Annotated in this window: 23 protein-coding genes; 17 read left to right on the top strand and 6 right to left on the bottom strand. The window is 45.2% G+C overall.

Annotated elements, in window-relative coordinates; translation table 11 throughout:
- Positions 1 to 73: 73 nt before the first annotated feature.
- The 6 genes from ACWPOD_RS11030 to ACWPOD_RS11005 all read right to left on the bottom strand — a co-directional run bounded on the left by ACWPOD_RS11030 (position 74) and on the right by ACWPOD_RS11005 (position 6,340).
- On the bottom strand, positions 74 to 1,042 hold the full coding sequence (locus ACWPOD_RS11030; protein ID WP_006742116.1) for an alpha-L-glutamate ligase-like protein: 969 nt from the start codon (positions 1,040 to 1,042) through the stop codon (positions 74 to 76).
- A gap of 3 nt (positions 1,043 to 1,045) precedes the next feature.
- Positions 1,046 to 2,551, bottom strand: a complete 1,506-nt coding sequence (locus ACWPOD_RS11025; protein WP_005390741.1) for an inactive transglutaminase family protein — start codon at positions 2,549 to 2,551, stop codon at positions 1,046 to 1,048.
- An 11-nt stretch (positions 2,552 to 2,562) separates the two neighbouring features.
- On the bottom strand, positions 2,563 to 3,309 hold the full coding sequence (locus tag ACWPOD_RS11020; RefSeq protein ID WP_012841986.1) for an ATP-dependent zinc protease family protein: 747 nt from the start codon (positions 3,307 to 3,309) through the stop codon (positions 2,563 to 2,565).
- Positions 3,310 to 3,585: 276 nt separating this feature from the next.
- The gene (gene cmoB / locus ACWPOD_RS11015) at positions 3,586 to 4,557 is read right to left on the bottom strand and encodes a tRNA 5-methoxyuridine(34)/uridine 5-oxyacetic acid(34) synthase CmoB (RefSeq protein WP_167426749.1); all 972 of its coding nucleotides are present in this window, start codon (positions 4,555 to 4,557) and stop codon (positions 3,586 to 3,588) included.
- An 85-nt stretch (positions 4,558 to 4,642) separates the two neighbouring features.
- Positions 4,643 to 5,380, bottom strand: a complete 738-nt coding sequence (gene cmoA / locus ACWPOD_RS11010) for a carboxy-S-adenosyl-L-methionine synthase CmoA (RefSeq protein ID WP_012841984.1) — start codon at positions 5,378 to 5,380, stop codon at positions 4,643 to 4,645.
- A gap of 93 nt (positions 5,381 to 5,473) precedes the next feature.
- The gene (locus ACWPOD_RS11005; RefSeq protein WP_167394146.1) at positions 5,474 to 6,340 is read right to left on the bottom strand and encodes a DUF72 domain-containing protein; all 867 of its coding nucleotides are present in this window, start codon (positions 6,338 to 6,340) and stop codon (positions 5,474 to 5,476) included.
- 273 nt (positions 6,341 to 6,613) lie between these two features.
- On the opposite strand from ACWPOD_RS11005, the gene aspS reads away from it, so the two are divergent.
- The 17 genes from aspS to nadA all read left to right on the top strand — a co-directional run bounded on the left by aspS (position 6,614) and on the right by nadA (position 22,293).
- On the top strand, positions 6,614 to 8,392 hold the full coding sequence (gene aspS, locus ACWPOD_RS11000) for an aspartate--tRNA ligase (RefSeq protein WP_046874741.1): 1,779 nt from the start codon (positions 6,614 to 6,616) through the stop codon (positions 8,390 to 8,392).
- 142 nt (positions 8,393 to 8,534) lie between these two features.
- Positions 8,535 to 9,281, top strand: coding sequence for a YebC/PmpR family DNA-binding transcriptional regulator (locus tag ACWPOD_RS10995; RefSeq protein WP_005390747.1), 747 nt, complete (start codon positions 8,535 to 8,537; stop codon positions 9,279 to 9,281).
- Positions 9,282 to 9,372: 91 nt separating this feature from the next.
- Positions 9,373 to 9,894, top strand: coding sequence for a crossover junction endodeoxyribonuclease RuvC (gene ruvC / locus ACWPOD_RS10990; protein WP_012841980.1), 522 nt, complete (start codon positions 9,373 to 9,375; stop codon positions 9,892 to 9,894).
- 67 nt (positions 9,895 to 9,961) lie between these two features.
- Positions 9,962 to 10,573: a Holliday junction branch migration protein RuvA gene (ruvA, locus tag ACWPOD_RS10985; RefSeq protein WP_012841979.1), complete on the top strand. Its 612-nt coding sequence runs from the start codon at positions 9,962 to 9,964 to the stop codon at positions 10,571 to 10,573.
- Positions 10,574 to 10,860: 287 nt separating this feature from the next.
- Positions 10,861 to 11,865: a Holliday junction branch migration DNA helicase RuvB gene (gene ruvB, locus ACWPOD_RS10980; RefSeq protein ID WP_031780162.1), complete on the top strand. Its 1,005-nt coding sequence runs from the start codon at positions 10,861 to 10,863 to the stop codon at positions 11,863 to 11,865.
- A 461-nt stretch (positions 11,866 to 12,326) separates the two neighbouring features.
- The gene (gene cydA, locus ACWPOD_RS10975) at positions 12,327 to 13,913 is read left to right on the top strand and encodes a cytochrome ubiquinol oxidase subunit I (RefSeq protein ID WP_012841977.1); all 1,587 of its coding nucleotides are present in this window, start codon (positions 12,327 to 12,329) and stop codon (positions 13,911 to 13,913) included.
- 17 nt (positions 13,914 to 13,930) lie between these two features.
- Positions 13,931 to 15,067 (top strand): cytochrome d ubiquinol oxidase subunit II, encoded by a 1,137-nt coding sequence (gene cydB / locus ACWPOD_RS10970; RefSeq protein ID WP_006742909.1) that lies wholly within the window; start codon positions 13,931 to 13,933, stop codon positions 15,065 to 15,067.
- 12 nt (positions 15,068 to 15,079) lie between these two features.
- Positions 15,080 to 15,187, top strand: coding sequence for a cytochrome bd-I oxidase subunit CydX (gene cydX, locus ACWPOD_RS10965; protein WP_000270284.1), 108 nt, complete (start codon positions 15,080 to 15,082; stop codon positions 15,185 to 15,187).
- Complete coding sequence (gene ybgE, locus ACWPOD_RS10960; RefSeq protein ID WP_041852976.1) at positions 15,180 to 15,482, top strand: cyd operon protein YbgE; 303 nt, start codon at positions 15,180 to 15,182, stop codon at positions 15,480 to 15,482. The genes cydX and ybgE overlap by 8 nt, the downstream gene beginning before the upstream one ends.
- Positions 15,483 to 15,654: 172 nt before the next feature.
- Positions 15,655 to 16,074 carry a tol-pal system-associated acyl-CoA thioesterase gene (gene ybgC, locus ACWPOD_RS10955; protein ID WP_012841975.1) on the top strand — a complete coding sequence of 140 codons (420 nt, stop codon included), beginning with the start codon at positions 15,655 to 15,657 and terminating at the stop codon, positions 16,072 to 16,074.
- Positions 16,064 to 16,762, top strand: a complete 699-nt coding sequence (gene tolQ, locus ACWPOD_RS10950) for a protein TolQ (RefSeq protein ID WP_005378301.1) — start codon at positions 16,064 to 16,066, stop codon at positions 16,760 to 16,762. The genes ybgC and tolQ overlap by 11 nt, the downstream gene beginning before the upstream one ends.
- 3 nt (positions 16,763 to 16,765) lie before the next feature.
- On the top strand, positions 16,766 to 17,209 hold the full coding sequence (locus tag ACWPOD_RS10945) for an ExbD/TolR family protein (RefSeq protein ID WP_005378298.1): 444 nt from the start codon (positions 16,766 to 16,768) through the stop codon (positions 17,207 to 17,209).
- 13 nt (positions 17,210 to 17,222) lie between these two features.
- Positions 17,223 to 18,290, top strand: a complete 1,068-nt coding sequence (tolA, locus tag ACWPOD_RS10940) for a cell envelope integrity protein TolA (RefSeq protein ID WP_053807177.1) — start codon at positions 17,223 to 17,225, stop codon at positions 18,288 to 18,290.
- A gap of 12 nt (positions 18,291 to 18,302) precedes the next feature.
- On the top strand, positions 18,303 to 19,655 hold the full coding sequence (gene tolB, locus ACWPOD_RS10935; protein ID WP_005390758.1) for a Tol-Pal system beta propeller repeat protein TolB: 1,353 nt from the start codon (positions 18,303 to 18,305) through the stop codon (positions 19,653 to 19,655).
- Positions 19,656 to 19,685: 30 nt separating this feature from the next.
- Positions 19,686 to 20,210 carry a peptidoglycan-associated lipoprotein Pal gene (gene pal / locus ACWPOD_RS10930; protein WP_005378293.1) on the top strand — a complete coding sequence of 175 codons (525 nt, stop codon included), beginning with the start codon at positions 19,686 to 19,688 and terminating at the stop codon, positions 20,208 to 20,210.
- A 15-nt stretch (positions 20,211 to 20,225) separates the two neighbouring features.
- Positions 20,226 to 20,978, top strand: coding sequence for a tol-pal system protein YbgF (ybgF, locus tag ACWPOD_RS10925; protein WP_167426748.1), 753 nt, complete (start codon positions 20,226 to 20,228; stop codon positions 20,976 to 20,978).
- A gap of 253 nt (positions 20,979 to 21,231) precedes the next feature.
- Positions 21,232 to 22,293 carry a quinolinate synthase NadA gene (gene nadA, locus ACWPOD_RS10920; protein ID WP_005390762.1) on the top strand — a complete coding sequence of 354 codons (1,062 nt, stop codon included), beginning with the start codon at positions 21,232 to 21,234 and terminating at the stop codon, positions 22,291 to 22,293.
- Positions 22,294 to 22,326: the final 33 nt, after the last annotated feature.

Below are 22,326 nucleotides of genomic sequence, written 5' to 3'. Positions count from 1 at the left end.
ACGGTTTTGGAAACGGAAACAAAAAACGCCAGCAATCCGAACAATTACTGGCGAATGATATTGTGATTGGCGATTAGAACTGCGGTTTTACCCCAAACTGCTCTGCTGCGTAGGCGACACGTTCAATCGGCTTTGGATACTCGGCAGGTGTGCCGAGGCTCTCTATGTGTTTCAAACGAGGAAGCAAGCCTGCACCATTAGCGATTTGGATTGCTAAGCCAGGACGAGCGTTGAGCTCTAAAACCATAGGCCCTTCCTCTTTATCTAGCACCATATCAGTGCCCATGTATCCCAACCCTGTCATCTCCCACGCACTAGACGCAAGCTCAAGCAAGCGCTCCCAGTGCGGGACTTGGAGGGTAGAAAGGTCTTTGCCGGTATCCGGATGGTGGGTGACTGGATGGTCGAATTGCACCGCTCGGATTGCTTTACCTGTGGCGATATCAATGCCCACGCCCACAGCGCCTTGGTGGAGGTTTGCTTTACCGTCCGACGCCGCCGTAGAACAGCGCATCATTGCCATAACAGGGTAGCCTTTAAATACGATGATTCGAACATCAGGCACGCCTTCATAACTGAAGCCATCGAAACAATCATCAAACTTAATCAGGTTCTCAACGACTGCGACGTCGTTTTTACCACCAAGAGAGAAAAGGCCTGCAAGCGCATTACTGATATGACGTTCAACTTCGTCCTTACCAATTGTAGAGCCGGAAGGTTTGGTATAGACCCCATCTTTATGCGAGGTAATAACCAAAATACCCTTACCACCACTACCTTGAGCGGGTTTGATAACAAAACCAGGCCAATCTTGCACCATTCTATGGATTGTCTTTACTTCTGCTTGGTTATGAATAACGCCGATCAGGGCAGGGACTGTCGCCCCTGCTGCCTGCGCAATAATTTTAGTCTTGAGCTTGTCATCAACTAATGGGTATTTAGAACGATCATTGTAACGGCCGATATAACTGTGGTTACGTTTGTTCATCCCCATAATGCCTTTATGGCGAAGCTTAGCTGGCGAAGTAAAACTTTCGAACATCGTTTAGTCCTCCGCTAGTGGTTTGAAACGACGTAACTCAGTTAGACGGTAACCTGTGTAAGTACCTAGCAATAGAATACCGGCCAGAACAATCAACTGTAGACCAATGAAATTAAAGGTTAGGTGCTGAATGTATGAGTTCGTCATCGCTAAGTAAACCAATACTGCGGTGAGCAGTGAGCCCCCACCTTGCAGAGCGACTTCTTTCGCGCCTTCTTCTTCCCATAGGATAGACATACGTTCAATTGTCCAAGACAAGATGATCATCGGGAAGAACGTAATTGTTAATCCTTCCGTTAAGCCCATCTTAAATGCGACTACTGTGAACACCGAAATGATCATAATAACGGTAATAATGACCGCTGATATCCGTGCTACAAGCAGTAAGTTCAACCTCGATAAGTAACTTCGAATAATCAAGCCTGTGCCAACGATCAGTAAGAAACCGACAATACCCGTTAATAACTGGGTTTGAACAAACGCAACAGCAATCAGTACTGGCATGAAAGTACCGGATGTTTTCAGACCGATAATCACACGCAAGAACACCACGATAAGGGCACCGATAGGGATCAGCATGATAGTCTTAAACATCGCTTGTTCTTCAAGAGGCAAGCTATGAATTGAAATATTCAGAAGCCCATCAGCTTCTATCTTGTTGTTCGTCGCTTGCTGTGGAGTCATTTCTTGCTTGATCATTGAGAAATGAACTTGGCTATTTTTACCACCAACAAGATCAAGCAGGGATACATTCGACTCATCCCAAACTAATAAGTTTGGTTTCACGGCTTTCTGTTCGGAATTTGGTGAGAACAGTACCCAATCTTTACCTGACCAAACCTGAACCATTGGTTGAATGGTTTGGCGTCGACGGCCATCTTCTAGTTCGATAACACCGACAGTTTTGCTCTGTATACCTGCGGTAAGCAAAATATTATGTAGTGCATCAGTACGGCTGAAGTCATTCAGTAGTAGCGATGAGTTTTGACTGTCTGGGTCATTAAGCGCTTTGATGAGCTCACGAGTGAAGGTCACATTGTCGGCAGAGCGACTCATCGCACGCTCAACAAGGGCATTTGCCGCCGCAGCTTGTGGCGCTGATAGAGTTGGTGGCGTAATGTCTTCAGTTGGTGGTAGAGGCGTAACTTTAGCCTGAGGGTCCACTAAGAACTGCGCTTTGTAGTAAATGGTTTGAGGACCTTTGGCCTGACGAATTGACCACTCGGCACGACGTCCAGAATCAGAATTAATGTAGGAAACGCCATAACCAGAAGAGGAAGCGGATTCACCGATAAGCGTATAACCACTTTGTGTATGAGGTGCTGCGAGTGAAGCTTTGACTTCATTGCCGTTAGCATTGAACTCAATACGTGCCTCTACATCCCATACCTGACGAGTTTCGCCTGGTGTCCAAGGCACGCCGTAGTTTTCATGTCTGAAAACACTCAAAGCAATGCCCGCAATCACCAATAAGATGATTGAAAGGTAAAACGGTATTTTTGACGTCATAATCTACCTTATTATTTTTTATCTTCGTCCGTTTGGATATAGGTACGACTTACATCGACAAGTGCGATGTCGCGCATAAATTCTCTACCCAGTAAAATAGGATGGTTCATATGCGAGCGATCTGCCAACGTAAATTGCGCTTTTTCATGAATTTTTCCAACGCGCACCCAAAGTTCGACTACAGCGCGACGTTCTAGTTCTTCACTGGTAACTTGGCGAATTTTTACGTAACGAATGACTGGCGCTTCGATCCAAGTATTTTTTTCTTCTTCAGATTTACTGGTATCTGCCAGGTGGAATCGAACCCAGTTTTTGCCGTTTCTTTCGAACTCTTCAATATCAACTGCATTTAAAGATGAGGTTGCGGCACCGGTGTCGACACGTGCATCAAAAGTCTGCTTAATGGAGTCGATAGTGACCTTTTCAATTGAGCCAAGGACAATATCATGAGTTGGTGTTGGTTCCACAGGAGCAGGAGATTGGACAATAATCGGCTCTTTTGGCTTTTTCACTTCTGCCATTGCTTCATCACGAAATGTCAGAAGTTCAACCTGTAGTTTATCGACTTGTTCTTCAAGGCTGTCGATATAGTCCGATTGGTTGCTGAGCTGAAGCTCTAAGTTAGTAATGCGATTATTGACATTCGCTTCTGAAGTTTGAATAGCCGCTAACGTTTCTTGGTGGTACTGTTCGCCTTTGGTTAGTGAGCATCCAGATAGTAAGGCGATGGCAACAATCGGGGTCAATCGTAATAACATTGAAAACCTTGGGATTGGATTAAGTTGTTTATTTTTTAGGAGTTTAGCTCATATCGATAAAGCCTCACAAGTAAGAATGTTTCTCTATTACTTATTGTTTGAGGAATAGTGATGAAAAGCTAAAAATCAAGGACATAAAAGCGCATCCTTATTTAGAGCGTGCTTATGTTTTGATGTAACAAATGGACTCGAAAAACAAACACGCTCAGTACGAGGAAAGAGGGTAATGTCTTAACTCGTAAAATGAGTTAAGACAATGTCAGGAATCTCAGCGAATTATGGTTTGCGAGCGACAAGAACCGCGCGGCGAGGGGCAGGGTAACCTTCTACAGTCTTGCTTGGGTCGTTCGGATCTAGATAGTCTGGTAGAGAGTTATGCGTCATCCAATCTGTGGTACGTTGCTCATCAACCGAAGTGACGCTTTCATCAACGATGCGCACATCTTCAAATCCTACCAACTCTAACCACACTTTCAGCGCTTTTGCTGAAGGGAAGAAATAGACATTACGCATTTGTGCGTAACGAGAAGTTGGAACCAACACTGCATTCTCATCACCTTCAATCACGAGTGTTTCCAATACTAGTTCACCACCAGACACTAATTGATCTTTTAGCTGCACCAAGTGATCCAGTGGAGAGCGACGGTGGTAAAGTACGCCCATGCTGAATACCGTGTCGAACGCTTCTAACTTAGGTAGTTGTTCAATACCCAACGGCAGTAGGTGCGCACGTTGGTCATCGCCCATTAGTTTACGAATTGCTTCGAACTGAATTAGGAACAGGTGAGATGGATCGATACCGACGGTTAAGCGTGCACCTTCACCCAGCATGCGCCACATGTGGTAGCCGTTACCACAACCAACATCGAGTACGCTGCGGTTCTTTAATGGAGAAATATGCGGAAGCACACGGTCCCATTTCCAGTCACTGCGCCACTCAGTATCAATATGAATGCCGTGTACGTGGTATGGCCCTTTGCGCCATGGGTGGAATGTACGAAGTAAGTTCTCTAATTTCTTCAGCTCACCTTCATGGAAAGGAGTGTCGTTGCTGATGGTCACTGAATTCTTGATGTCAATTTGATCCGGTGAGCCTTCTGGAATCTTGTTCAGTGCTTTCAACCAGCGACCAAAGTCACCGTGCTCTGCATTTTGCCAATCCGTTAGCTGTTGTGGTAGCACATTGAGCCAAGGTTGAAGACGTGTGTCTTGGGCAATCAATTGGTAGAAGTTTGCAAAGTTAAACATAGTTAGTTAATCGCTGAGTTGATGGTATTAAAATTATTAAATAACAGCCTAAATCGGCGTGATTCAGGGCATTTATATGCAAGGTTTATTTAATTGCGAACATAGAGCCAAAGTTAAAGCATTGGAACCAAACATCGTAGCTAGAAAAGCCAATTTTAGCGAAACGCTCTTTATGCTCTTTCTTTGAATCTGGGCGCATTACGTTTTCTATCGCGCTGCGCTTTTGGCTGATTTCTAGTTCGCTATAACCATTTGCACGTTTAAAGTCGTGGTGAAGGTCAATTAACAGCTCGTTTGACACTTCATCTTCGAAGACGAATTTCTCCGACAAAATCAAAATTCCGCCTGGACGTAGACCCGCGTAGATTCGTTCAAGCAGGGCGTAACGATCGTCTGGAGAAAGAAATTGCAGAGTAAAGTTCAGTACGACAACTGATGCGTTTTCAATATCGATATTACGAATATCCGCTTCAACCACATCTACAGGAGTATCGCTTCGGTACGCGTTTACATGCAATTTGCAACGCTCAACCATCGCAGGAGAGTTGTCCACTGCGATGATTTGGCAACCTTCTTGTTTGATATGGCGACGCATAGACAATGTTGCAGCACCCAAAGAACAGCCAAGGTCATAGATGTTTGAGTGGGGCTTTACAAAACGCTCTGCCAGCATACCAATTGCAGAAATAATGTTGCTGTAACCCGGCACCGATCGTTGAATCATGTCAGGAAATACTTCCGCTACGCGTTCATCGAACGTGAAATCCCCAATTTTATCGATTGGAGCCGAAAAAATAGTATCTGGATTGCTCTTAGGGTTCATAACCAAGTCTCTGCATACAAGCCGCCTGAAAATGTCAGGCACCAAAAAAGGCGCGTATTTTATGGGAATTTCGCGCCTCTGTCATGTGTTGCGTTAGAACATCTGTAACTGCGAGTTGCCATCGTTAGCCGGGAAAGATGCCAAGTCAGGAAGTGTTATACGCTTTTGTATGTCTTTATACAGATTGGCTGCCAACTCCGGCGCAATTATATTGTCCGCAGTATGGATCATGACATACGGCTGCTTACCTTCGGCAATCCATTGCGGCAACTTGCTGAGCCATGGTGTAAAAAACTCGTAATTTTGCTGTTCTTCTGGATGACCAATAAAGCGAATCAAAGGGTGTGAAGCGGTAGCAATGGCGTGGACTGGTACTCTTGGTTTTTTCATTTGCGCATCAATGATCGCTTCATTGTCTGGCTTAGCGGCAAAGACAGGGCGGCTATCCATAATAATGCGGTCAATGTTATTTTCTACTAACCATTGGTTAAGCGCTCGCTCTTCTTCACCTTTGGAGAAAAATGCCATATGACGAACCTCAACACCAAGAGGGAAGTTAGGTGGAAAGCTCGCACAGAAATTTTTCAGTCGATCAAGGTGCTCAGGACCAAATGCGGCTGGCAATTGAATTGTCCATTGCCCCACACGGTCATGCAACGGCTCCATGACTTTCATGAAGTCTCTCAGTTGTTCGCTGCAACCTCTTAGCATTTGCTCATGAGTGATGGCTTTAGGAAGTTTGAAAGTAAAGCGAAAATCATCGTGGGTTGCTGCTCTCCAGTTTTGCACCGTGTTGAGCGTCGGCGTGGCATAAAATGTCGTGTTGCCTTCCACGGTATGGAACACCTGTGCATACTTTTCTAAACGTTCAGCGGGCTTTGTCCCGCTGCCGTAAAAGCTTTGTTGCCATTGATTGTGCGACCACATCGTCAATCCAAGTCGAAGAGGTAAGTTATCCATTATTCTTTACTGCTTGCTACTCGTGTGAATACTTTACGAGAGTTTTGCTGAAATAGGTAATTTCACGCTATAATCCCCACCAATTTTTTCGCTTTGGTGCGCTTTTGAACATTTGTTGTACTAAAAAGCACCAGTGAATGATAAAACACACGTAATTGTATGTTGAGTAGTCGATTTTCGTGGACATTCAGCGTATAACTGAATCTTTACTCTGCTTGGCAATGAGGCTGACAGAGCGTAGTTAACAACATTTGAGAGATTGGGAATTTCATTATGCGTACCCATTACTGTGGTCACCTGAACAAGTCCCTTGCAGGACAAACTGTAGAACTTTGCGGCTGGGTTAACCGTCGTCGTGATTTAGGCGGTCTTATTTTTATTGATATGCGAGATCGCGAAGGTATCGTTCAGGTAGTTGTTGATCCAGATATGGCGGATGCGTATGAAGTGGCTAACACACTTCGTAATGAATTCTGTATCAAACTAACGGGTGAAGTACGCGTTCGTCCAGAAAGCCAAGCAAACAAAGACATGGCAACAGGTGAAGTTGAGATCCTTGCGACAGGTCTTGAAATCATCAACCGCAGTGACGTTTTGCCTCTAGATTTCAACCAAAAGAACTCTGAAGAGCAACGTCTTAAGTACCGTTACTTAGACCTTCGTCGTCCTGAAATGAGCGATCGCATCAAGCTACGTGCTAAAGCGTCTAGCTTTGTTCGTCGTTTCCTAGACGACAACGGCTTCCTAGACATTGAAACTCCAGTACTAACGAAAGCGACACCAGAAGGTGCGCGTGACTACCTAGTACCTAGCCGTGTTCACAAAGGCAGCTTTTACGCGCTTCCTCAGTCTCCACAGCTATTCAAACAGCTTCTAATGATGTCTGGTTTTGACCGTTATTACCAAATCGTTAAGTGTTTCCGTGATGAAGACTTGCGTGCTGACCGTCAGCCAGAATTCACTCAGATCGATATCGAAACGTCATTCATGACGGCTGACCAAGTACGTGAAGTGACGGAAAACATGGTTCGCGATATGTGGCAAGAGCTACTAAACGTAGACCTAGGTCAGTTCCCAGTAATGCCATTCAGCGAAGCGATTCGCCGTTTCGGTTCTGACAAGCCAGACCTACGTAACCCGTTAGAGTTAGTTGATGTCGCTGACCTAGTGAAAGACGTTGAGTTCAAAGTATTCTCTGGCCCAGCAAACGATGAGAAAGGTCGCGTTGCCGTTATTCGCGTTCCAGGTGGTGCATCTTTGACTCGTAAGCAAATTGATGGCTACGGTGAATTCGTTGGTATCTACGGTGCTAAAGGTCTAGCTTGGATGAAGGTTAACGATCGTGCAGCAGGCATGGAAGGTATCCAATCTCCAGTAGCTAAGTTCCTAAACGAAGATGTGATCAACGCCATCTTAGATCGCACTCAAGCGGAATCTGGTGACATCATCCTATTTGGCGCTGATAAAGCGGGTATCGTTGCAGAAGCTATGGGCGCACTGCGTCTGAAGCTAGGTAAAGATCTAGAGCTAACTGACGAATCTGCATGGGCTCCATTATGGGTTGTTGACTTCCCAATGTTCGAAGAAGATGACGAAGGCAACCTACACGCGATGCACCACCCATTCACATCGCCTTTAGGTGTGACTGCGGAAGAGCTAAAAGCGAACCCAGCTGCGGCAAACTCTAACGCTTATGATATGGTTCTAAATGGCTACGAAGTTGGCGGCGGTTCTGTCCGTATCCACAACGCAGATATGCAAGAAGCCGTATTTGATATTCTAGGCATCACACCTGAAGAGCAACAGCTTAAGTTCGGCTTCCTGCTTGATGCACTAAAATTCGGTACGCCTCCACACGCTGGTCTTGCATTCGGTCTTGACCGTCTAGTGATGCTGCTATGTGGTACCGAGAACATCCGTGATGTTATTGCATTCCCGAAAACAACAGCAGCGGCGTGTCTACTAACAGACGCACCAAGCATTGCGAACCCAGCAGCGCTAGAAGAGCTAGCAATCGCAGTGACTGCAGCGAAAGAAAAAGACGCAGAATAAGCGCACAACATTTGAAGAAAACTCCCGCAACTGCGGGAGTTTTTGTTTAAATAAACCCAAGAAACTTCCAAAGCAATTTCCCAAGCAACGCTTTTTAGCTCATGTTTGCTATTAAGCGTCAAAATACATTAAAAGGTGAATTATGGCAGGTCATAGTAAATGGGCGAATATTCGTCACCGTAAAGCAGCGCAAGATGCGAAGCGCGGCAAAATCTTTACCAAATTAATCCGTGAAATCGTTGTTGCCGCAAAAGAGGGAGGCGGTGAGCCAGAAAATAACCCACGTTTGCGAGCTGCAATTGATAAAGCGTTGTCTAACAACATGACGCGTGACACTGTCAACCGCGCTGTCAGCCGAGGTGCTGGTGGTGAAGGCGACGACAATATGGAAACCGTAATCTATGAAGGTTATGGTCCGGGTGGTACTGCGGTTATGGTCGAATGTATGACGGATAACCGAAATCGCACAGTATCAGGCGTACGCCATGCGTTCTCGAAGTCAGGAGGCAATCTGGGTACGGATGGTAGTGTAAACTATCTTTTCGACAAGAAAGGCGTGATCTCATATGCCCCAGGTTTAGATGAAGATGCGGTGATGGAAGTGGCGTTAGAAAGTGGCGCTGATGACATCGAAACATCAGAAGATGGCTCGATTGATGTTTACACCGCGCCAAGCGATTTTGGACTCGTAAAAGATGCCCTTGATGCTGCAGGTTTTGAGGCGGAGAACGCCGAAGTGTCGCTTATCCCTTCAACGAAAGCAGAACTGGATGTGGACACTGCGCCAAAACTGCTCCGTTTGATTGACGCTTTAGAAGATCTGGACGATGTTCAGGAGGTTTATCACAACGGTGACATCTCTGACGACGTTGCGGCCTCTCTAGAGTAAACTCAATGTGCAGTGAGCGGTATTCGCTCCGAAATTAGAAAGTAATAATAAGAAATTGAGGCCGCATTCGGCCTCATTTTTAGGAACATTCATGTCAATTATTTTGGGCATTGACCCAGGTTCACGCATTACCGGTTATGGGGTCATTCGTCAAAATGGACGCCATTTGCAATACCTTGGTAGTGGCTGTATTCGTACTTCAGAAAAAGAACTTCCGGGCCGTCTTAAGCAGATTTACGCTGGCGTCACGGAAATCATTACTCAGTTTCAACCGGACGTATTTGCGATTGAACAAGTGTTTATGGCTAAAAATGCGGATTCAGCATTAAAGCTTGGCCAGGCTCGTGGCAGCGCAATTGTTGCTGCGGTGAATGCAGAGTTGCCGGTATACGAATACGCCGCGCGTCTTATTAAGCAAGCTGTAGTCGGTACTGGTGGTGCGGACAAAGCACAAGTTCAGCATATGGTTCAGCAGATGCTTAAACTGCCCGCCAAGCCTCAAGCAGATGCAGCCGATGCTTTAGGTGTGGCGATTTGTCATGCCAATACGAACAAAACCCTTGTTGCCTTAGCGGGCAAAGCAACCAGTGCCAGAAAAGGGCGCTACCGATAAAATTAACTGGATGTCTATCCAGTTCTTTATTATCCTGTCGCAAATTCATTTCCAAAGAGTATTTATAGTGATTGGACGTCTTCGTGGCACACTGATTGAAAAACAACCACCTGAAGTATTAATTGAAGTTAATGGCATTGGTTATGAAGTCCAGATGCCAATGAGCTGTTTTTACGAGCTGCCAAATGTTGGCGAAGAAGCCATTATTTATACTCACTTTGTCGTCCGTGAAGATGCACAATTGCTATACGGTTTCAACACAGTAAAAGAACGCGCACTTTTCCGTGAAGTGATCAAAGCCAATGGCGTTGGTCCTAAACTCGGTCTTGGTATTCTCTCTGGTATGACAGCAACGCAATTTGTTACTTGTGTGGAACATGAAGACGTTTCTACGCTGGTTAAGCTTCCAGGCGTTGGCAAGAAAACCGCAGAGCGATTGGTTGTTGAAATGAAAGACCGCTTGAAAGGGTGGGGCGCTGGCGATCTATTTACACCATTTACGGATGCTGCTCCTGCGGATTCTGGTGCGACATCCAACAACGCGGAAGAAGAGGCAATTAGCGCGCTTCTAGCTTTGGGTTACAAGCCGACTCAAGCGTCGAAAGTGGTGTCTCAGATCGCTAAACCGGACATGAGCAGTGAGCAAATGATCCGTGAAGCTCTAAAATCAATGGTGTAACGCTGGTTTCACAGTGAGCATTTGTTCAAGATAACTCATTCTCTAAGGTTAATGCCAATCGCTTAACGATGTTTTTTGTGTCATTCCAGCGAGCCTAGCGAGACTGGGAATCTAATAGCAGCATGCTGAGCGGTTAATGAAACAATTTTGACCATAAAGTGCTCGGATAGAAGATCCTGTATCACGCTCCTTCGTCGCTGTACAGGATGACGAGATACAGAAATATGCCACTTGCTGTTAAACGAGCGGCATTATTCTCTCAGGTAACCATTTTTCAAGGTAAAAAGATGATTGAAGCCGATCGTTTAATCGCTCCAGAAAACCCTGCCTTTCGTGATGAAGATGTCATTGATCGTGCTATTCGACCAAAGAAGTTGGCGGATTACCAAGGTCAGGACCACGTTCGTGACCAAATGGAGATCTTCATCAAAGCTGCTCAGTTACGTAGTGAAGCTCTTGATCACCTGTTAATTTTTGGCCCTCCGGGTTTGGGTAAAACCACGCTAGCAAATATTGTCGCCAACGAGATGGAAGTAAACATCCGTACTACTTCAGGGCCAGTTCTTGAAAAAGCAGGCGATTTAGCCGCGTTACTAACCAACCTAGAAGAAAATGACGTTCTATTTATTGACGAAATTCACCGCTTAAGCCCGATGGTTGAAGAGGTTCTGTATCCGGCGATGGAAGATTATCAACTGGATATTATGATCGGTGAAGGTCCGGCCGCTCGTTCTATTAAGATCGATTTGCCGCCGTTTACTTTGATTGGTGCAACGACCCGAGCAGGCTCTTTAACGTCACCATTACGCGACCGTTTTGGTATTACTCAGCGTCTTGAGTTTTATAAGATAAAAGACCTCCAAGATATTGTGCAGCGCAGCGCGGATTGTTTAGGTTTGTCAATGGAACCTGAAGGTGCATTGGAAGTGGCAAGACGTGCACGTGGCACACCACGTATTGCTAACCGCCTACTACGTCGTGTTCGCGATTATGCGGAAGTGAAAGGAAATGGTCACATTTGTGCAGAGGTTGCCGACAAAGCGCTGAATATGCTTGATGTGGACGCCGAAGGTTTCGATTATATGGACCGCAAACTACTACTCGCAATTATGGAGAAATTTGGTGGTGGTCCGGTCGGACTCGATAACATGGCGGCAGCGATAGGTGAAGAAAAGGATACTATCGAAGACGTTCTTGAGCCTTATCTTATTCAACAAGGTTATTTACAACGCACTCCACGTGGAAGAATCGCGACAGATCGTGCGTATTTGCATTTCGGAATTGAAAAATAAGATTCCCGCGCTGGGCCTTTGCTGCCCAGCGCTTCATTAAAGTTGACCAAACTCACATTTTTTGAATTTCTTCTCATACCAGTTTAGTGAGTAAAAAGCATTGATTGTTAACTCTATGTTTGCTCGCAACTGGTTAATTTCTCTCCTGATTACTCTCTCTTAACATCCGTATCTAATACTGGTTGATCTGGATCAATGTGATGGATTTTTGTGCAAATTCCGCGCATAAACATTGATGTATATCAAAGCGCATTCCGGCTATAAACCTTTTGAAACAATCTGTTTTTACAAGTAATATTAGCCCTAGCTATATTAGCTGATGCTTAACAATTAACTAACCAATGAAGCACATTTTTGCAACAATGAGTTGTGATAATTCAACATTTTTCAAGTGTAAATAACACTTGAATATGGATTGCAATATGTAGAGAGTGTCATTCAGCCGACACATAGGAGTTACCATGATTGACGTAGTTGATCTATCGCGGTTGCAGTTTGCACTGACAGCGATGTATCACTTCCTATTCGTACCATTGACCCTTGGTATGGCCTTCCTTCTGGCCATTATGGAATCGATGTACGTAATGACGAACAAGCAAATCTACAAGGACATGACCAAGTTCTGGGGTAAGCTATTCGGTATTAACTTTGCACTTGGTGTGGCGACAGGCCTTACCATGGAATTCCAGTTTGGTACGAACTGGTCTTACTACTCCCACTATGTAGGTGACATCTTCGGTGCGCCGCTAGCGATCGAAGCCCTTGTCGCATTCTTCCTGGAGTCAACTTTTGTTGGTCTATTCTTCTTCGGGTGGGATCGTCTATCTAAACGTCAACACTTAGCGGTTACTTGGCTTGTGGCGCTGGGCTCTAACTTCTCTGCACTTTGGATTCTTATCGCAAACGGCTGGATGCAAAACCCAGTAGGCGCGGACTTCAACTTCGAAACCATGCGAATGGAAATGGTAAGCTTCTCTGAAGTTGTACTAAACCCAGTTGCTCAGGTTAAGTTCGTGCATACGGTTGCTTCTGGCTACACTTGTGGCGCAATGTTTATTCTAGGCATCAGTTCATACTACCTATTAAAAGGTCGTGACATTGCGTTTGCTCGTCGTTCATTTGCTATCGCTGCTTCTTTCGGTATTGCGGCTATCTTATCTACCATCGTTCTTGGCGATGAATCTGGCTACGAGCTTGGTGAAGTTCAAAAAGTGAAGCTTGCTGCAATTGAAGCAGAGTGGCACACAGAACCAGCTCCAGCAGCGTTTACGTTGTTTGGTGTTCCTAACCAAGAAACCATGCACACCGATTACGCAATCAAGATCCCTTACGTAATGGGTATCATCGCGACACGTTCTTTTGATGAGCAAGTAACAGGTCTTCGTGACCTACGTGATGAGCACGTCGATCGTATTCGTGACGGTATGTACGCTTATGAACTTCTCGAGAAGCTTCGTGCGGGCGACAAGTCAGAAGAAAACATGACTGCGTTTGATGAAGTGAAGGGTGACCTAGGTTACGGTCTACTTCTAAAACGCTACACAGACAATGTTGTTGATGCGACAGAAGAGCAAATCCAAGCTGCTGCGGATGACTCAATCCCAACAGTATGGCCGCTATTCTGGTCATTCCGTATCATGGTTGCTTGTGGTTTCATCATGCTATTCGTTTTCGGTGCGGCATTTATTCAAACGTGTCGTCAGAAGATCGAACAGAAACAATGGATTCTTAAAGCTGCACTATTCAGCATCCCACTACCGTGGATTGCGATTGAAGCGGGTTGGTTCGTCGCTGAGTACGGTCGTCAGCCATGGGCTGTTGGTGAAATTTTACCAGTGCACGTTGCAGCTTCTGCATTAACTGCTGGCGAAATCTGGACTTCACTATTCGCAATTCTGGCGCTATACACGGTATTCCTGGTTGCAGAAGTTTACCTAATGTTGAAATTCGCTCGTAAAGGCCCAAGTAGCCTGAAAACGGGTCGCTACCACTTCGAGCAAAATGCTGACTCTGTTGAAGACAAAGTTAGTCGCCAAGTAGAAGCGTAAGGTAAGGAGATAACAAGATGTTTGATTACGAAATCTTGCGACTCATCTGGTGGGTACTAATCGGTGTTCTACTAGTTGGTTTTGCAGTAACAGACGGTTTCGATATGGGTGTAGGCGCGCTTGTACCTATTATCGGTAAAAACGACACGCAACGTCGCGTCATGATTAACTCAATAGCCCCTCACTGGGATGGTAACCAAGTTTGGCTTATCACTGCTGGTGGTGCATTGTTTGCAGCTTGGCCTTTGGTTTATGCAACGTCATTTTCAGGCTTCTACTTAGCGATGATTTTGACACTAGCAGCGCTATGGCTTCGTCCTCTGGGCCTAGACTACCGCTCTAAAATCGAAGATCCAAAGTGGCGTAATACCTGGGATATCTGTATCTCAATCAGTGGTTTTGTTCCACCAATCATCTTTGGTGTAGCGTTTGGCAACCTACTACAGGGTGTACCATTCCAATTGAGTGAGTTCTTGATGCCAACATACCATGGCTCATTCTTTGGTCTTCTAAACCCATTTGCACTGCTGTGTGGCTTAGTTAGTTTGTTCATGATTTTGATGCAAGGTTCGACTTGGCTACAAATGAAAACAACGGGCGAAGTGCATGTGCGTGCTCGCAACGTTGCTCAGTTGGCTGGTTTACTGACGGTTGCAGCGTTTGTAGCTGCTGGTTTCTGGATCCAAAATATTGATGGTTACGTCATTGTTGGCGGTATCGACACTAATGCAGCTTCTAACCCTCTAAACAAAGAGGTAATCCGTGAAGCTGGTGCGTGGATGAAGAATTTTGAAAACTACCCACTACTATGGGCTGCTCCTGTACTAGGTGTCGCAATGCCGCTTCTTGCCGTATTGGCATCTCGTCTTGAAAAATGTGCGATTTCGTTCATTACTTCAAGCTTGGGTGTTGCTGGCGTTATCTTTACTGCAGGTTTTGCGATGTTCCCATTCATCATGCCTTCAGACTTAATGCCAAGCCACAGCTTAACAATGTGGGATGCAACGTCATCTGAACTGACTCTGAATCTAATGACAGGCGTTGCGTTTGTTATGGTACCAATCATCCTTGGTTACACGTCTTGGACTTACTACAAGATGTTTGGTCGCCTTGATGATCAGTACATTGAAGACAACAAAAACTCACTTTACTAAGGAGCATTTACTATGTGGTATTTCGCATGGATTCTAGGTGTACTACTTGCTTGTGCATTCGGTATCATCAACGCTCTTTGGTTAGAGCACTCAGAAATGATGGACAAAGACAGTGAGTAATCTCGCTGATAAGGTAGCGCAACTTCACGCTCCGATGGATAAGACTCTGTTAAGAGTCTTATCTCTCATCCTTGGCTTTATGCATGTAGGATTGGTGATGTGGGATCCTGAAGCTTACCATCAAGCAATTGGTGGTTTTAACTCAATCATCGCACCAGCACTGATTTGGTCTGTATGCTCAAGCATGGTTTACGGTGTGGGCTTCAAACCGAGAAACTGGTACTGGCAAGCTTTGTTTAGTCCCTACTTTTCGTTAGCTATCTTAATTTATTTAACGGCACTTTATTTCTTTTAGGCTGAAATACGCTGTAATAAAGTCGGTTACTAAATCATCGAATAAAAGCTAGGTATTTCGCCTAGCTTTTATTTTTTCTACAAATTTCAAAAATATTCCCTTAGCTCGGTACCAATTGCTGTCGCTTCAGTTATAGTAATTACTTTAAAGAATTGAATATATTGGGACTCCCTTGCAAGGCACATCAAATCTCTTTCGCTGGCCGATCACCGTGTACTATGAAGACACCGATGCGGGCGGCGTTGTATATCATTCTAATTATCTAAAATTCTTTGAGCGCGCGCGGACAGAAATGTTACGTGCCAAAGGCATTTCTCAACATGTGTTACTGGAACAAAATATCGGCTTTGTTGTCCGACACATGGATATTGATTTCAACCAAGGGGCAAGGCTGGACGAGCATTTGACAGTATTAACCCGAGTGTCAGAAATAAAACGTGCTTCCCTGCAATTCTGTCAAGAGTTGGTCAATGATCAAGGCAAGATATTGTGCAAGGCCTCTGTTAAGGTAGCATGTATCGATAATAAGAAAATGAAACCAATAGCTATTCCAACCTTTATAAATTCGGAGCTAACAAATAGTGACTGCTGATATTTCCATTTTAGATCTCTTTCTTCAGGCTAGTCTGTTGGTAAAGCTTGTGATGCTGACGTTGCTTGGTATGTCAATTGTGTCATGGGCAATGATCATCAAGCGCAGCAAAGTGCTTTCTCAAGCCTCAAAGAATGCAGAGCAGTTTGAAGACAAATTCTGGTCGGGTACTGATCTTTCTCAGCTTTACCAAAAAGTAAAAGCGCGTAAAGACGAAATTGAAGGCACAGAAGAAATTTTTTACGCAGGTTTCACGGAGTTTGCTCGTCTACGTAAGAGCAACGCAAACTCACCAGCGTACATCATGGAAGGCACTGGCCGCGCAATGCGCGTTGCTGTCTCTCGTGAAGTTGATGAACTAGAAACAAGCTTACCGTTCTTAGCGACAGTCGGTTCTATCAGTCCTTACATCGGCCTATTTGGTACCGTTTGGGGCATCATGCACGCTTTTATTGCGTTGGGTGAAGTAAAACAAGCTACGTTGTCTATGGTTGCACCGGGTATCGCCGAGGCATTGATCGCGACAGCGATGGGTCTATTTGCGGCTATCCCGGCTGTAATGGCCTACAACCGCCTAAGCAATAAAGTGAGCAAACTAGAGCACACTTACGCAACATTTTCTGAAGAATTCCACAGCATCCTTCATCGTCAAGCGATGGCTGGCCGAGACAGCGCGGATAAGGAATAAAGCATGGCGGGTTATCAACCTAAAAAGCGAAAAATGACAGCGGAGATCAACGTTGTTCCGTACATTGACGTAATGCTCGTACTGTTGATCATTTTTATGGCGACCGCTCCATTTGTGACTCAAGGCGTCGACGTTGATCTTCCGAAAACATCGACCGCAGAATCTATGCAAGACCTTGCTGGCGAGACTGACAGTAGCTTTATTATCATCGAAATTGATAGCGAGGGTAATTTAGGCCTAAGCGTAAATGATGAAGAAGTTCAGCGAGGTTTGTCGTTGCAAGATGTTATTGTGCGAGTGAAAGCGGAGCGAGAGGTTAAGCCGGATTCACCAGTTGCGGTAGGTGGCGACGCGGCAACACCATATGCCGATGTTGTTCTATTGCTAGATGAACTAAGTCGAGCTGGTATCCCTAAGGTAGGTCTAATGACCGATATCAGGGAATAGACATCAATTATCTATGAAAGATCACAAGAAGAAACCCAACCAATACGCCAAACCGATAGCAATATCGGTTGGTTTGCATGCAATTCTAGTTGCAGCCCTGCTTTGGGGGACGGACTTCAACATGTCTAAACCAGAGCCTACAGGGCAAATGGTTCAAGCTGTTGTCATCGATCCAAAACTTGTGCAGCAACAAGCGAAAGAAATTCGCCAGCAACGCGAAAAGGCAGCGAAAAAAGAACAAGAGCGTCTTGATAAACTGAGACGCGAAGCAGAGCAGCTAGAAAAAAACCGCAAAGCTGAAGAAGAGCAAATTCGTAAGTTGAAAGAGCAGCAAGCGAAAGATGCTCAAGCGGCACGAGAAGCAGAAGCTGCACGTAAGAAAAAAGAGCAAGAGCGCAAGCAGGAAGAAGAACGTGTTCGCAAAGAAAAAGAGCGAGCTGCTAAGCTAGAAAAAGAGCGCAAGGCAAAAGAAGAAGCCGTGCGTAAAGCTGAGCAAGAGCGTTTAGCAAAAGAGGCGGCTATAGCAAAAGCTGAGCAAGAACGTTTAGCTCGTGAAAAAGCAGCAAAAGAAGCGGAAGAAAAAGCACGTCGTGAGCGTGAAGCTGCTGAAAAAGCTGAACAAGAGCGCATTGCAAAAGAGAAAGCGGCAAAAGAGGCGGCAGAGCGAGAGCGTAAAGCGAGAGAAGCAGCTGAGCGTGCCGAGCGTGAGCGTAAAGCTCAAGAAGCCGCGTTAGATGATATTTTTGCGGGTCTTGAGGATGAGGTTAGTAAAAATAGTGCTGCTCGAAATCAATTTATTGACGACGAACTTTCTCGAATGTCATCCATCTATACTCAAAATATTCAGCAAAAGTTGATTAAGGATGACTACTTGCTGGGAAAGGAGTGTAGGGTAAACATCAAATTGATTCCGACAGGAACTGATATGATGGTCTCTGGTGTTACCGTTTTGAGTGGCGATACTCGAGTATGTGCAGCGGCGAAGCGAGCGATAGCTCAGGTAGGGACGTTCCCTAAATCTTCAGAAGCTGCGGTAAACGAAAGACTAAAAGACATCAACATAACTGTTGCTTTGGACTAAAAGGAATAAGACGTGATTAGACGCCTTTTACTAGGAATGTTTGTACTGTTTAGCAGTATGACAAATGTGGCGAATGCCGCATTAGAGTTGGTCATTACCGATGGTATTGATTCAGCACGACCAATTGCTGTTGTTCCGTTTAAGTGGGAGGGTACTCAAGCGCTTCCAACGGATATTTCTGCTGTTATTGCCTCGGATTTGCAACGCAGTGGTAAGTTCAGCCCCGTTCCAACGAGCAAGATGCCACAAACTCCGTTCAGTGAATCAGAAGTCAATTTTGATGCCTGGACTAATTTAGGTGTAGATGCTCTGCTGACTGGCTCAATCAAACAAAATGCTCAAGGTGATTACGTTATCAACTACCAACTTGTTGATATTGTGCGTGGCCAACTAACGGGCGGGAAAAGTAAAGCGCTTGGTAGCGATGGCGAATTAGTACTGTCAAAAGATCATGTGCTGTTCAATAAGGTCGCGACCGTTCAAGGTCCTCGCATGCGAGAGTACGCTCACCGCATCTCTGATTTGGTGTATGAGCAGTTAACGGGTGACCGTGGCGCCTTCATGACCCGTATTGCATACGTGGTGGTGAATGATAAAGACCGTTTTCCTTACCAACTTCGTGTGGCTGATTACGATGGTTACAACGAGCGCTTGGTTTTACGTTCTAAGCAACCATTAATGTCACCAGCATGGTCGCCAGATGGTAAAAAGCTTGCGTATGTTAGCTTCCAAAATGGTCAAGCAGAAATCTTTATCATGAACATCTACACCGGTGAGCGTGAGAAGATCACTTCATACCCACGTCATAATGGTGCGCCAAGATTTTCGCCTGACGGCAATAAGTTAGCGATTGTTCTCTCTAAGACAGGCTCGCTTCATGTTTACACGTTCGATCTTAACACTCGCAAGCTGACGCAAATTACGCGTGGCAGATCAAATAATACTGAACCGTTCTGGCATCCAGATGGAAAATCGTTGATTTTCACATCGGATAGGGGTGGTAAACCACAGATTTATCAAGTAAATTTGGGCAGCGGTTCTATTGACCGTTTGACTTGGCAAGGCAGCCAAAATTTGGGTGGCCAGATTACTCCTGATGGGCGATTCCTAGTAATGGTGAACCGCAGTAACGCAGGATTTAACTTGGCGAAACAAGATTTGGAAACTGGTGCTCTTCAAGTCTTAACTAAGACCTTGCTTGATGAGTCTCCTAGTATTGCCCCAAACGGTGGCATGGTTGTGTATAGCTCGATTTACAACAAGAAAAACGTACTATCGATGGTGTCAATTGATGGTCGATTCAAAGCTAGATTACCGGCAACAAATGGGCGTGTTAGAGCGCCTGCATGGTCACCGTTTTTGTAGTAATAAGTTTGATTAATAAAGGAAAATAAGATGCAACTGAACAAGGTTCTAAAAGGGCTACTAATCGCGCTTCCTGTAATGGCTGTTACAGCGTGTAGTTCAAGCGACGACGCTGCTTCTAACACTGGTGCAGCAACAAACAACAATGGCGCAGTTGAAACAACAGTAGCTACGCCAATTGATCAAAGCGGTCAGCTAACAGAGCAAGAGCTAAAAGAGCAAGCGCTACGTGAAACTCAAACAATCTACTTTGCTTTTGATAACTCAACAATTGCAGCAGATTACGAAGAGATGCTTGCAGCTCATGCTTCTTACTTAAGCAAGAACCCAGCTCTTAACGTAACTATCGAAGGTCACGCTGATGAGCGTGGTACTCCTGAGTACAACATCGCTCTTGGTGAGCGTCGTGCACAAGCAGTAGCGAACTACCTGCAAGCACTAGGTGTTCAAGCTGACCAAATCTCAATCGTTAGCTACGGTGAAGAGAAGCCACTTCTTCTAGGTCAATCAGATGAAGTTTACGCTAAGAACCGTCGCGCGGTTCTAGTATACTAATTCGAGGTAATCCTCATGTTCAGTAACACTAAGCGCGCTGTTGCGCTTGCGTTACTGGCAAGTGCAGCGAACTTTGCGTTCGCTGCACCAGCTCCAGTATCCGATCTCAACAGCACATCATCCGTCTCTAAGAGCCGTTCATCTGAAACGGAAGTAGAGCGTCTAGAGCGCTTGCTACAAAACCGCAATCGCGTTCAGCTCCAAATGCAACAGCAAATTGACCAAATGTCACAAGAGATCAGTGAGTTACGTGGTCAATTAGAGCGAAATAGCTACGAAATGAAGCAAATGTTGCAACGTCAACGAGAGTTGTTTGTCGAGCTAGATCGTGTGCGTGGAGAAATCAAATCCGCGCCTGCGCAAGATGCGAAACCGGCTAAAACAGGTGGTCAGTACACACCAAATGTTGATGAGCAAACGGCATACCAAAATGCAGTCGACCTCATTCTCAAGAAACGTGACTACACTGGCGCAATTGCAGCGTTCCAGCAGTTCCAGAAAGATTATCCTGACTCCACATACTCAGCGAATTCTCACTATTGGCTAGGCCAATTGTACTTCGCTAAGAAGCAGGACAAAGATGCTGTAAAGAGCTTTGCTGCGGTGGTGTCTTATAAAGACTCCAATAAGCGAGCCGATGCTTTGCTCAAGTTAGGTGAAATCGCTGAGCGTAATAACAATGCAGCTCAAGCGAAAAAGTACTACCAACAAGTGGTTGATGAATACCCAGGTAGTGCATCTGCAAAACTTGCCAGCTCTAAGTTGTAAGACGTTATGTTTTAAAAAGGAAGCTTCGGCTTCCTTTTTCTTTTCCGTTTCTTTATCGGTGGTGATCGAATAAATCGAGAGGAATGGCATCGAGCCTTTTATCCCCATCTTGCAACGGATCCTTTCAATCAGAAATGCTACCTGTAACAAAGATATACGGCTAGATAGCTAGAAATCCCCGCGACAAGTTGGTTTTTGAAAATTAACGAGGTTACAATACTCGGATTAAAGGAAGTTGCGTAGAGCAAGAGCAATGAGCCATATATTAGATAAAATCGACACTGTTTACCCATTCCCACCGAAGCCAGTTCCATTAAGCGAAGAAGAAAAAGCGTCTTACATTGAGCGCATTAAAAAGCTGCTAAAAGAAAAGGATGCGGTACTTATCGCACACTATTATACCGATCCTGAGATTCAAGCCCTAGCGGAAGAAACGGGTGGTTTTGTTGGTGACTCGTTGGAAATGGCGAAGTTTGGTAATCGTCATCCTGCAAGCACACTGATCATTGGCGGTGTTCGCTTTATGGGCGAGTCGGCCAAAATCTTAACACCAGAAAAGCGAATTCTAATGCCAACGTTGGAAGCGGAATGCTCGCTCGATCTTGGCTGTCCAGCGGATAAGTTCAGTGAGTTCTGTGATGCTCACCCTGATCACACGGTTGTGGTTTATGCAAATACGTCTGCCGCAGTTAAAGCTCGTGCCGATTGGGTCGTTACATCAAGCATTGCGCTTGAAATCGTGGAACATTTAGACGCCGAAGACAAGCCAATCATCTGGGGACCAGACCGTCACTTAGGATCGTACATTGCTAATAAAACTGGCGCAGACATGCTGCTATGGCAAGGTGAGTGTGTGGTTCATGATGAGTTTTCTGCTGATGCGCTACGCAAAATGAAGAGCGTGTATCCAGATGCGGCTATTTTGGTTCACCCTGAATCACCAGCAAGCGTGGTTGAACTTGCCGATGCCGTTGGATCAACGAGTCAGTTGATCAAAGCAGCGAAAGCGCTTCCTCACAAACAAATGATCGTTGCGACAGACAAAGGCATTTTCTTTAAAATGCAGCAACTTGTGCCAGAGAAAGAACTTATCGAAGCTCCAACCGCAGGTGCTGGCGCAACATGTCGTAGCTGCGCACACTGCCCTTGGATGGCAATGAACGGTTTGAAAGCGATAGAGAAAGCGCTTAGCGAAGGCGGTGAAGAACACGAGATCTTTGTTGATGAAGAATTGCGTGTTAAATCGCTCATTCCGTTAAATCGCATGTTGGACTTTGCTGAGCAGCTAAATATGCAAGTGAAAGGTAATGCTTAAAAAGTAGGCGTAACTGAAAGTAAATCTCAAAAA

The sequence above is a fragment of the Vibrio sp. JZG120 genome (assembly GCF_053890955.1).
Note: the sequence above shows the minus strand (reverse complement) of the source record. Positions and strands in the feature narration are given on the sequence as shown.